Genomic DNA, 12,304 nt, shown 5'->3' with positions numbered 1-12,304 from the left:
TGTTTTTTATAATTTTATATATTACATTATTTAAAAACAAAATAATATTTGATGTTATTTTCTTGAGTCAATTTCAACAAAATAACCAATAAAAAAGAGGACGCAATTGCGTCCTCTTTTTTATAAATCTTTTACTCGTAGTACACGCATTGCATTTAATACTGCAAGTAACGTCACACCAACATCTGAGAAGACTGCTTCCCACATTGTTGCAATACCAAAGGCGCCGAGTAATAACACTAACCCTTTTACCCCTAATGCAAATATAATATTTTGCCAGACAATACTACGTGTACGTTTTGCAATTTTTACAGCTGTCGCAATTTTTGAAGGCTCATCAGTCATAATAACGATGTCAGCAGCTTCAATTGCTGCATCTGATCCTAAACCGCCCATCGCAATACCAACGTCTGCCCTTGCTAGTACTGGCGTATCATTAATACCATCACCGACAAATGCAATCTTTTCTTTACCGCGTTTTGCTGCATCAATTTTTTCGATTTCTTCTACTTTTTGGTGTGGTAATAATTCGGCATGGACTTCATCTAAACCTAATTCTTTACCAACAGCTTCACCAACTGATTTTGCATCACCAGTTAACATGACTGTCTTCTTAATACCTAGTTCTTTTAACTTTTGAATTGCTTGTTTTGAATCCTCTTTTACCTCGTCAGAGATAACAATATAACCTGCATATTTACCATCTACAGCAACATGAACTAGTGTACCTACTGTATTTGGTTGCTTAAATGTAATGTTTTCTTTTTTCATTAATTTAGCATTACCTGCGAAAATTTCTTTTCCTTGTACCTTTACAACCGTACCAAGACCTGAAATTTCACTATAGTCTTCAATACTATTTTCATCGATTGATTTTCCATATGCGTTTCGAATAGATTGTGCAATCGGATGATTTGAATATACTTCTGCAAATGCTGCATATTCTAATAGCTCTTCAGCTGTGATACCTTCACTAGGCTCCATCTTCGTAACTTTAAAGACACCTTTTGTTAATGTTCCTGTTTTATCAAAAACGATATATTTCACATCATTCAATGCTTCTAAATAGTTACTTCCTTTTACTAAAATACCACTTTTAGATGCCCCACCAATACCTCCAAAGAACCCAAGAGGAATCGATACAACGAGTGCACATGGACAAGAGATTACTAAGAACACTAAAGCTCTATAAATCCAATCGGAGAATGTAGCACCCTCTAAAATAAGTGGTGGAATAAATGCCATTATTGCTGCTGTTATAACTACAACAGGAGTATAATAACGTGCAAACTTCGTAATAAAGTTTTCTGTTGGCGCTTTTTTGCTACTTGCATTTTGTACTAAGTCTAAAATTTTCGATACAGTGGATTCACCGAACTCTTTTGTAACTTCGACAATTAATACACCATTTTGGTTTACAAAACCACTTAATACGTCATTACCAACTTCTACTTCCCTCGGTACAGACTCACCTGTTAACGCTGAAGTATCCATCATTGATGTTCCCTCAACTACTTTCCCGTCTAACGGTACTTTTTCACCTGGTTTTACGATAATATACTCACCAACTTGCACATCTTCTGGTGATACTTGTTTCGTTTCGTTTCCAACTTTCACATTCGCATAGTCAGGACGAATATCCATTAATGACGTAATTGATTTTCGAGAACGATTTACTGCAATACTTTGGAACAGTTCCCCTACTTGGTAAAATAGCATAACTGCTACCGCTTCTGGATATTGTTGAATCGCGAAAGCTCCTAAAGTTGCAATTGCCATTAAAAAGTTTTCATCGAACACTTGGCCGCGAGTTATGTTTCTCGCCGCTCTCCAAACGATATCTCCACCTATTAATAAATAAGCAAGGACGAATAATGGAATTGTTATCATTTGCGGTAATCCGGCTAATGCAGCAATTCCTGTCAAAATTCCACCGACTACTAATCGTCCTATCATCTTTTTCACATTTCCATCACCATGATCATGGCCATGGTCGTGTCCTTTTTCCTCTTCACGAACAACTTTTACATCAGGCTCTAACTTTTGAACAACATTTTTTATATTTTGTACAGTCGATTCAAGTTCTCGTTTATTTGCAACTTCTACTCGTAATTTCTTTGATACGAAATCAACAGTCGCTTCTGAAACCGTTGGCATTTCCTTTACCTTATTTTCAATCTTCATTGCACAATTTGCACAATCTAAGCCTTCTAATACAAATACTTCTTTTACTGATTTTGTTTTTTGCTCTTCTTGCACTTTAATATGCGGCTCTAATTTTGTAACAAGTCGCTTCGCTTCCGTAACAACTTGATTTTCTTTATTTTGCGGTGTTTCTAAAAGCATCGTTTTTGTTGCAAAGTTTACGGAACAAGATGTTACCCCTTCTATATTCCCAACACCTTTTTCAATTTTCATTGCACAATTTGCACAATCTAAACCTTCTAGCATAAGTTTCTTTTTCACTAATGCTTCTGCCATCGTTCTCCCTCCTCGCTTTTTTATTCTTCCTCGTTTACGTGTTCAAACGCTTGCTCGAAGATATGAATTACGTGTTGATCAGCTAATGAGTAATAAACTACCTTTCCTTCTTTACGGTTCTTTACAAGCTTTGCTTGCTTTAATACACGAAGCTGATGTGAGATTGAAGATTGCGTCATTCCTAATAAATAAGCTAAATCACAAACACACATTTCAGCTTCAAATAATGCATGTAATATTCTCGTACGTGTGCGGTCACCTAATACTTTAAATAATTCTGCTACTTTACTTAAACTTTCATCAGTCGGAATTGTTTGTTTTACTTGATCCACGATTTCCTCGTGAATTACCGTTTGAGAACATGCTTCCTGTTGCGTTTCTACTTTATTTTCAGCCATCACAGCTCACCTCTTCATTTGAACATATGAACAACTATTCATATGTCTTATACCTTTATTATATGAGCGTCCATTCATATGTGTCAATGAATTCTCATACATTTTTTAAAACATTTCGTTCACATTTCAAAATAAACATATAAATATTCTCCGCATCTATCATGCTCTTCATACAAAAAGGATGCACGAAAACTACCGTGCATCCCTTCTTATTTATTAACTTTTACTGCATCCACAATTAACGAAGCAAATCCTAATTTACCATCTTGATTTCTATGATCAAAACGTTTCGATCGATAAATAAATCCACCGTTCTCTTCCCAATCACTATAATGAAACTGGCCATTCTCATCACAGTATTCTAAAAGCTTTACTTGAAAACCTGCTGCTTCAAACATAGATATAATCGTTTTGTAGTTATGTACAATTTTATGACTTGCAGCTGGATGATCTAACGGGCCAGGTCCTCCCACTTGCACACCACGCTGATACTCTTCATTTGGGAAAAATGCATCCGGCACTGCACAGCAAATATATCCATTATCTTCCAAAAACTCATAGCAAACTTTAGCTGCTTCTATACCTTCTTCATACGATAAATGCTCCCATACGTGCTCAGCCAAAATTACTGATAAAGAATTAGACGGAAATTTATTAATCCACGTTTCTCTTTTTAATAAATGTAATTCTTTTTCATTCGTATGTAACCACCCTGGGTTATTATTATATCCCTCTGCTCCAACGACAACTTTCGTCTCCATCTTTCCACCCCTTCTTATATTCCGACATAAAAATTCGACAACATAACATTGGTCTCCTTTATTTCCCCAAAAGAAAAAGCCTTGCGCGCTCCCTAGACGCACAAGGCTTACTAACTTTATATCCCTTTAATTAGCTTTTTCTAAACTATCTTGCGAACTTCCATCGTCTTTTAAATGACTATGTTTTTTCGAATAAACAAAGTATACAACCACTCCGATTGCTAACCAAACACCGAAGTATATCCATGTTTTTAACGGTAGATTTACCATTAAGAATAGACAGCTTGCAACTGAAATAATCGGTAAGATTGGTACAAGTGGTACCATAAATCCACGTTGTAATTTCGGGTGCGTTTTACGAAGAATGATGACAGTTACACCAACCATCGCAAATGTTAATAACGCTCCAATATTCGCTAAATTCGACAATTCTTTTAAATCGATAAATCCGGCAATTAAAGCACTACCAATTCCTGTTAACCAAACTGAAAATGTTGGTGCTTCTGTCTTCTTGTTAATTTTCGCAAAAGATTTTGGCAATAAACCGTCACGGCTCATAGCGAAGAATACACGTGTCGTAGCGTAGATGTATGCGAAAATTACAGCCATAATACCAATTACAGCTCCAATAGCGATTACACCAGCCACTTTATCTTGTCCTACAACTTCTAATACATAGGCCATCGCTTCAGGTACATCTAATTCCTTATAAGAAACCATACCTGTCATAACGAGACAAACTACAACATAAATGATTGTACAAATGACTAATGAAGCAATAATACCAATCGGCAAATCACGTTGTGGATTTTTCACTTCTTCAGCAGAAGTTGCTAATGCATCAAATCCTAAGAATGCGAAGAATACTGCTGCTCCTCCGGCAAAGACTCCACTTAAGCCGTACGGTGCAAATGGTATCCAGTTTTCTGGTTTCACGTAGAATACACCAACTGCAATGAATAAAACAACAATACCAATTTTAATTAATACCATTATGTTATTCACACGCTTACTTTCTTTTGTACCTCGTGATAATAACCAAGTTATCACCAACGTAACGATAACTGCGGGTAAGTTCACCATACCACCTTGCGATGGAATCGTTAACAACGCTTTTGGAATTTCAAGTCCCAATCCACTCACTAAATTATTGAAATAACCTGTCCATCCGCCAGCTACTGCGGCAGTCGTTACGACATATACGGATAGCAATGTCCATCCCATTAAATGGGCAACAAACTCACCAATTGTTGCATATGAATATGTGTACACACTACCTGAAACAGGAAGTGCAGATGCAACCTCTGCATAACATAAAGCTGCAAATCCACAAACAATTGCTGCAATCATAAATGAAAAAATAACTGCTGGACCAGCATCTCTTGCTGCTACTAATCCAGTTAATACTAGAACTCCTGTACCAATTATCGCACCAATCCCTAGCATTGTTAGGTCAAATGCCCCTAGCGTTTTCGTCAAAGTTTTACTTTTACTTTCCCCTAACAATTGCGTAACGGATTTCTTTTTAAATAGGTTGGCCACGATGAATGCCCCCTTTTACCAAGAAGAGCTAAGAGGTATTATCTCTTAGCTCTTATCATGTTGTTTTATATATTGTTCGATTTTGTTTTGTATAATGCTTCTATTAGCAAGATACTGTTTCTGCTTCTAATAATTCTTTAGCACCCTTGTACTCTACACCGTGAGCTTCTGCCACTGCTTCGAATGTTACATAGCCATCTAATGTGTTAATACCTTTTAATAATGCAGTGTTGCCTAGGCAAGCTTCTTTGTAGCCTTTGTTAGCAATTTGTACTGCATATGGTACTGTTACGTTTGTTAATGCAAGAGTTGATGTACGTGGAACCGCACCTGGCATATTTGCAACTGCATAATGAACAACACCATGTTTCTCATAAGTTGGGTTGTCGTGAGTTGTAATACGGTCAGTTGTTTCGAAAATACCACCTTGGTCAATCGCGATATCTACAACAACAGAACCTTGTTCCATTGATTTAATCATTTCTTCAGTTACAAGTTTTGGAGCCTTTGCACCTGGGATTAATACTGCACCGATTACAAGATCAGATTCTTTTACAGCTTCTGCAATATTGTAAGGATTAGACATTAAAGTTTTTACTTGGTTTCCGAAAATGTCATCTAATTGACGAAGACGTTCTGCACTTAAGTCGATGATTGTTACATCCGCACCTAGTCCAACTGCAATTTTAGCAGCATTTGTACCAGCTTGTCCACCACCGATAATTGTTACTTTACCACGTTTAACTCCTGGAACACCTGCAAGTAAGATACCTTTACCGCCTTTGTTTTTCTCAAGGAATTGCGCACCGATTTGTGCAGCCATACGACCAGCTACTTCACTCATAGGTGCAAGTAATGGTAATGAACGGTTTTCTAATTGTACTGTTTCATATGCGATAGCAACAACTTTCTTTTCAATTAACGCTTTTGTTAATTCTGGTTCTGGAGCTAAGTGTAAGTATGTGAATAAGATTAAACCTTCGCTGAAGTGTTTGTATTCGCTTTCAACTGGTTCCTTAACTTTCATAACCATTTCCATGTTCCAAGCTTCTTCAGCCGTCTCAACAATTTTCGCTCCCGCTTCAACATACTGAGCATCTGTGAAACCAGATCCTACACCTGCGTCCTTTTGAATGAATACTTCGTGATTGTTACGAACTAAATGTACAACACCTGCTGGTGTCATTGCCACACGGTTTTCGTTGTTTTTAATTTCTGCTGGTACCCCAATACGCATAATGAAATGCCCCCTTATAATTAACAGAAAAAAGGAATTCTTTTTTCTTTTTTAAATAATTAATAACTTATGTCCTTATTCTAGCATAACTTAAAAGTTATGAAAACGCTAACATACTATTTTTTTAAAGTTTATATATTTAGAATAGTGTAAATATATAAAACATTGATTTTATTGGGTTCTCCGTACCACTCCATCATCTATTACTCTATTTCTATTATATCCATTCAAAATGCATAGTAATTATTTATTATTTGACTATAATAAATAATGTAAAAAAACTAAGCAATGACGTATACATATACACTTATTACTTTGTTCAATACTTTAGAAATATATTCTTTTCACAAAAAAACAGCTACTGGCATTTAGCCAGCAGCTGGATAACTTATAAATAACTTTGAAAATAGATCTTCTGTCGTCTCACTAATTTTATCAAACATATCACTTTCACGATCTTCTTGCTCTTTTAACATCTTAATTGTTTCACGTGCATCTTCAGGATAATCGGTAATGATACCATCTACGTTTAACTTATAATATCCCTTTAACCTTTCCATATCATTTACCGTCCATACGTAAATTGGCTTGTTTAACTTCCTTGCTTCTTTTACTAATTTCTTATTTAACATGTATTCTTCTGCTACATAAAAATCAGCCTTCACATTCTTTAAGTTAGCTCTACTCGCATACAGTATATATCCTACTTTTATATTTGGATTTGCACGTTTAAACTCTTTAATAAGCGGATAGTGTAACGTTTGAATGACACATTGCTTCTCAAATTCATTATCTTTAATCGCTTTTAATACTTTGTTTACGAAATCTTTTTCGCCACCATGAAGCTTCACTTCAATATTAAGTTTGATTTTTCCTTTTGCCAGCTTAATGATCTCATCAAGTGTACTTATTTGTCCTGAAAAACCATCTTGACTAAGGGTAAGCTGTCTTAACTCCTCCATCGTTAAATCTGACACATGAACATTAGCATTAGCAAGACGTTTTAGCTTCAAATCATGTATAACTGCTAGTTCACCGTCTTTTGTTTGCAGTACATCAATTTCAGCGTAGTCTGCTTTGGCATCAATAGCCCCCTGCACAGCTTCTTTCGTATTCTCTACACCTTTTGAAATATAACCACGATGAGCCATAATAATTGGTTCTTTATATGAATTTGAAATAAACGTTACAATGAAGGCAACGACCATTCCGGCGGTAATAATTCCTACAATATATACACCAATAAATTTCCAACGATGTTTTTGGAAGAAACATTTATCTGCTTTTGTTTTCGAATAATCTAATCCTTCTTCTAATAAAACATCTTCAACCGGAACCTTTTGTAAATACAATCGTGTTATTCCCATAATATAAAATGGCGTCACGATAAAACTAAATAAATACAATGTACTCGTTAAAAATACAGACATTGTTGATTCCGCTAATAATGCAAATGTTCCCTGTGGATTTGTAAATTCATACATGCCCCATAGACACAATAAATACACTCCCAAAAATACACCGTAAACAATCCCTATTGAAATAAAAAATCCTACTAAAAAGAATAGTACTTTAAAAAAACTTTCTTTTACTAACGTTGCACTTTTACGTGCTGCTGTGCGAAACGGCTTTTGCTCTAAAACAACAATAGGTAGAACAAAAATCCAGCGAAGGTTCAAATACGCAACTACAGCAAAGAACGTGTAATAACCAACTTGTCCCATCGTTGTCTTAAACAGTTCTCCTGTAATAAAGTTAGGAATTTGAATTTGTGGAATTAATGCCGTTTCATATCCAATATTTAAAAGAGGTAACAATACAACCGCATATAAAATAAATCCTGGTAAGCAATATGTGAAAAGATTAGGTAAATACGTTACGGTTTTATATAAAATCGGACGTAATTTCACCTTTTGTCTTTTATGAGCGAAGTACGAAATGATAATAAGCACCGCAAATTCCGTAAAGATAAGAAACAGTGCTAACAATGATAAAATGACGATTGCCAAAATGCCGTATGATGTCTTTAAAAACGCTAATAATTCATCATTCGTCGCATTTGCATAACCACCAAAATACAATAACTTATTAAAAATGATCCCAAATAGCGGGACAAATACAATCGCTGCTAATAATTTATAAGCAAGTTGAAAGGTTAATACATTCCAAAAAGCAAATCTAACTGTTTGAAAGGAATGTCCCATTACTCCTGGTATAGATAGTCTTTTACGGTGTTGCATATATTCCTCCACATTCTAAAACGATATTTGAGATGGATTCCACATTTCCAATTTCAATCCATCTTTTTAATAATAATATATTCCGCTTAACATGAACACTCTTATACATATAATGAAAAAAGTGATGGCTAATCCCATCACTTTTTTCACTCACTCTATTTTTTCTCTAATCCTTGTCCAAATGCTTTTAAGAAACTAAAACCGAATGTAATCGCCCTGTTGATATCTGGATCTTTTAATACTTTAAAGAAATCCATCACTTTTGTTTTCTTTCCGTTTTTCAGCTCATCCGTTGCAAATTGTAATCCAGTGACTAAACTAGATGTTATTTGTTTCGTTATTTCTGGGTCCACTGAAGATAATGCCTCTCCTGCCCCCATCATATTGTTTAATGCGTTTTTTACTGGTTCACGATTCAATTGTTCAACAGCTATTTTGGAAACATCTTCTTTTGCAGCAAGTAAACTAATTGCTGCATCTAAAATTCCAGCTTTTTGCAACTGCGCTAATAGCTGCATCGTCTCTTCTACTGCTTCTCTATTTTCAGCTAGATCATTTAACAACTCATCTGTTACTTGCTGTTTTTTTTCTTCTTCTGTTACAATCTTCTTTTTAATTAAAGTAATCTCTTTTGCCATGATCTCCGCCCCCTAATTCTGGTCCACAAGTGATACGTATTGTTTTCTTTGCCACTTTTGCTCGATTTCAACACCATTTTGCGGATGACGTTTTTTATCTCTCGGGTTTGAAGATGGTAACGGACGATTTCCTTTTTCACGTAATACGCGCAGTTTCACCATTGTTTGTTTATAAGCTGGTGTACACGTATAAATGTCTGTTGCTGTTCCTGTTAAAATATTGATTGCCTCTTCATTTACTGTCGCATGCATCGGCAAATATAACTCATTTCCAGTTACACGATCTGTAACAAGCGCTTGTACTTTGATTTTTCCAAATGGTGATGCTAACTCTACAAGACCACCATCTTTCACATTGCGTTCTTTAGCAAGTTCAGGTGAAATTTCAACAAATACTTCAGACACTTTAGATAAAATACCAGCCGACTTATTCGTCATATTCCCTTCATGGAAATGCTCTAGCATACGGCCATTATTTAATAGTAAATCATACTCATCTGGTGCTATAACTGGCGGAACCCATTCATCTAGTGATAAACGTGCTAGTTTGTCTGGGAAGTTAAATCCATCTACATATAATAATGGTGTATCACTACCATCATGGCTACCCCAACATAAACTATTCCAGCCTTCTAGACGGTCGTACGTCGCTTGAGAGTATAACGGTGCAAGCGATGCAATTTCGTCCATAATTTCACTTGGACTTCCATAATTCCAGTCTCCGCCCAGTGCACGAGCTACTTTTTGTAAAATCCACCAATCTGGTTTTGAATCACCAAGCGGTTTCAATACTTCGTATAATCTTTGAATACGGCGCTCTGTATTCGTAAACGTTCCTTCTTTTTCTAAGCTTGGTGCTGCTGGTAAAATAACATCGGCGAAACGAGCTGTTTTCGATAAGAACATATCTTGAACAACAAGGAAGTCTAAATTCGCTAAAATATGTTGTACATGGTTGGCATTTGAATCTACTAAAGCCATTTCTTCTCCCATAACATACATACCACGCAGTTTTCCTTCTTCGGCCGCAAGTAACATTGCGATATTATTTAATCCCGGTTCTTTCGGAATGGTAGTACCGTATGCTTTTTCAAATTTCGCACGATGTACATCATCTGAAACTGCTTGGTAACCCGGAAGCCAGTTCGGTAATGTCGCCATATCACAAGCACCTTGTACGTTATTATGCCCGCGTAACGGATACGCACCGGCACCAGGACGACGGTAGTTACCTGTAACGAGAAGTAAATTTGAAATTGCTGCTGACGTTGTACTTCCTCCTGTATTTTGAGTTACACCCATTCCCCAAAGTACACAAGTACCATCTGCTTCATATACCATACGAGCCATTTCTTTTAACTGATCTTTAGAAATCCCTGTAATTCCCTCAGTATAATCAAGCGTATATTTTTCTAGCATTTTGCTATATTCATCAAAATTCTTTACATTTTCAGCTATGAACTTTTTATCGTGCCAATCTTGATCGATAATGTATTTCGTTATCCCAGCAAGCCATACATAATCTGTCCCTTGACTCGGGTGAACAAATATATCAGCACGCTCCGCCATTTCATGTTTACGAAGGTCTGCGACAATTAGTTTTTGTTCATATAATTTATGAGCACGCTTCACTCTAGTTGCAAGTACAGGATGTCCTTCTGTTGGATTTGCCCCAACAATAATAACAAGACCTGCCTCAGCAATATCTTTCACTGTTCCAGCATCTCCGCCCATACCGACAGTTTTAAATAAACCGTCTGTTGCTGGAGATTGGCAATAACGGGAACAGTTATCTACATTATTTGTTCCATATATTTGACGAGCTAGTTTTTGCATAAGATAGTTTTCTTCATTTGTTACTTTCGAAGAAGAAATAAACCCAAACGCATCGCTACCATACTCTGATTTAATATGTTGCATATTAGATGCAACAACTTCAAGAGCCTCTTCCCATGAAGCCTCAACAAACATATCCCCTTGGCGAATTAACGGCTTTGTAATACGCTCTTCACTGTTCACAAAGTCCCATCCGAATTTTCCTTTTACACATGTGGAAATACCATTAACCGGTGCATCTGAAACAGGTTGCACTTTTAAAATTTGACGATCTTTCGTCCATACCTCAAATGAACAACCTACACCACAAAATGTACAAACTGTTTTTGTCTTATTAATTTTCGTCTTACGCATCGCGGACTCTACTTCTGAAACTGCTAAAATACTGCTATATCCAGGCTCTACATCTTTTACAAAATCAATCATTGGATTTAGCACATCTGGTTTTAAACCAGTCATAAATCCAGCTTCTCCTAGCATCGTTTTTTCCATTAATGCATTACAAGGACAAACTGTTACACATTGCCCACAGCTAACACAAGACGAGTCATTTATACTCACACCATTGTCCCAAATAACACGTGGACGGTCTAAACTCCAATCAATCGATAAAGTTTCATTTACTTGTAAATTTTGGCATACTTCTACACACTGCCCACAAGCAATACATTGATTTGGATCGTATCGATAGAATGGATGCGACGTATCCACTTCGCATGCACTTACTTTCGGTTCATATGGATATTTCTGTTCTTCAATCTCCATCATATGTACTGTATTATGGACTTTACAGTTACCATTATTGTTATCACATACTGTACAATACAATAAATGATTCTCTAATATTCGATCCATCGCTTCAGTTTGTGCTTCCTTTGCACGTTCCGATTGCCTCTCAATATGCATGCCATCTTCCAACTTCGTCGAACAGGCACGTAGTAAACTTCCATTCACTTCTACAATACATGTATCACAAGTTTGAATAGGATCTACCTCTGGTACATGACAAATTTGAGGATGTTCTAAATTACTTTCGTTAAACAATTGGAGTATCGTCTTTTCACCTGATACGAAAAATTCTTTACCATCAACGGTTACACGGACTGTCTGTTCTGTCATAGTTTCCCCTCTCCTTACAACTAACTGTACAACACAATTATGAATCCGTTTT

General features: G+C 36.2%; 9 protein-coding genes. All 9 read right to left on the bottom strand.

What is annotated here, in order from left to right:
• Window positions 1-120 precede the first annotated feature (120 nt).
• Entirely contained in the window at window positions 121-2,481 is a 2,361-nt protein-coding gene (locus tag DET63_RS22295; protein ID WP_113937879.1) for a heavy metal translocating P-type ATPase, read from the bottom strand.
• 20 nt (window positions 2,482-2,501) lie between these two features.
• A complete protein-coding gene (locus DET63_RS22290) occupies window positions 2,502-2,879 on the bottom strand; it encodes an ArsR/SmtB family transcription factor (protein ID WP_002010461.1) in 378 nt (125 codons plus the stop codon).
• A gap of 209 nt (window positions 2,880-3,088) precedes the next feature.
• Entirely contained in the window at window positions 3,089-3,640 is a 552-nt protein-coding gene (locus DET63_RS22285; RefSeq protein WP_113937878.1) for a class I SAM-dependent methyltransferase, read from the bottom strand.
• Window positions 3,641-3,766: 126 nt separating this feature from the next.
• A complete protein-coding gene (locus tag DET63_RS22280; RefSeq protein WP_002063741.1) occupies window positions 3,767-5,182 on the bottom strand; it encodes an amino acid permease in 1,416 nt (471 codons plus the stop codon).
• Between the two features lie 103 nt (window positions 5,183-5,285).
• Entirely contained in the window at window positions 5,286-6,419 is a 1,134-nt protein-coding gene (ald, locus tag DET63_RS22275; RefSeq protein WP_113937877.1) for an alanine dehydrogenase, read from the bottom strand.
• Window positions 6,420-6,787: 368 nt separating this feature from the next.
• Window positions 6,788-8,659 (bottom strand): glycerophosphoryl diester phosphodiesterase membrane domain-containing protein, encoded by a 1,872-nt coding sequence (locus tag DET63_RS22270; RefSeq protein WP_113937876.1) that lies wholly within the window; start codon window positions 8,657-8,659, stop codon window positions 6,788-6,790.
• Complete coding sequence (locus tag DET63_RS30375; RefSeq protein ID WP_157264618.1) at window positions 8,646-8,813, bottom strand: hypothetical protein; 168 nt, start codon at window positions 8,811-8,813, stop codon at window positions 8,646-8,648. The genes DET63_RS22270 and DET63_RS30375 overlap by 14 nt, the downstream gene beginning before the upstream one ends.
• A 1-nt stretch (window position 8,814) precedes the next feature.
• Complete coding sequence (locus DET63_RS22265) at window positions 8,815-9,297, bottom strand: helical membrane plugin domain-containing protein (RefSeq protein ID WP_002010449.1); 483 nt, start codon at window positions 9,295-9,297, stop codon at window positions 8,815-8,817.
• A gap of 12 nt (window positions 9,298-9,309) precedes the next feature.
• Window positions 9,310-12,252 (bottom strand): formate dehydrogenase subunit alpha, encoded by a 2,943-nt coding sequence (gene fdhF, locus DET63_RS22260; protein ID WP_113937875.1) that lies wholly within the window; start codon window positions 12,250-12,252, stop codon window positions 9,310-9,312.
• Between the last annotated feature and the right edge of the window lie 52 nt (window positions 12,253-12,304).

It is taken from the genome of Bacillus sp. DB-2, from assembly GCF_003315125.1.
GTDB classification, from domain to species: Bacteria; Bacillota; Bacilli; order Bacillales; family Bacillaceae_G; genus Bacillus_A; species Bacillus_A mycoides.
This window is presented reverse-complemented; position numbering and strand designations above follow the sequence as displayed.

Coding starts and splice junctions, on each gene's coding strand:
- DET63_RS22295 (WP_113937879.1), bottom strand. CDS start 2,481: ATGGCAGAAGCATTAGTGAAAAAGAAACTTATGCTAGAAGGTTTAGAT.
- DET63_RS22290 (WP_002010461.1), bottom strand. CDS start 2,879: ATGGCTGAAAATAAAGTAGAAACGCAACAGGAAGCATGTTCTCAAACG.
- DET63_RS22285 (WP_113937878.1), bottom strand. CDS start 3,640: ATGGAGACGAAAGTTGTCGTTGGAGCAGAGGGATATAATAATAACCCA.
- ald (WP_113937877.1), bottom strand. CDS start 6,419: ATGCGTATTGGGGTACCAGCAGAAATTAAAAACAACGAAAACCGTGTG.
- DET63_RS22270 (WP_113937876.1), bottom strand. CDS start 8,659: ATGCAACACCGTAAAAGACTATCTATACCAGGAGTAATGGGACATTCC.
- DET63_RS22265 (WP_002010449.1), bottom strand. CDS start 9,297: ATGGCAAAAGAGATTACTTTAATTAAAAAGAAGATTGTAACAGAAGAA.
- fdhF (WP_113937875.1), bottom strand. CDS start 12,252: ATGACAGAACAGACAGTCCGTGTAACCGTTGATGGTAAAGAATTTTTC.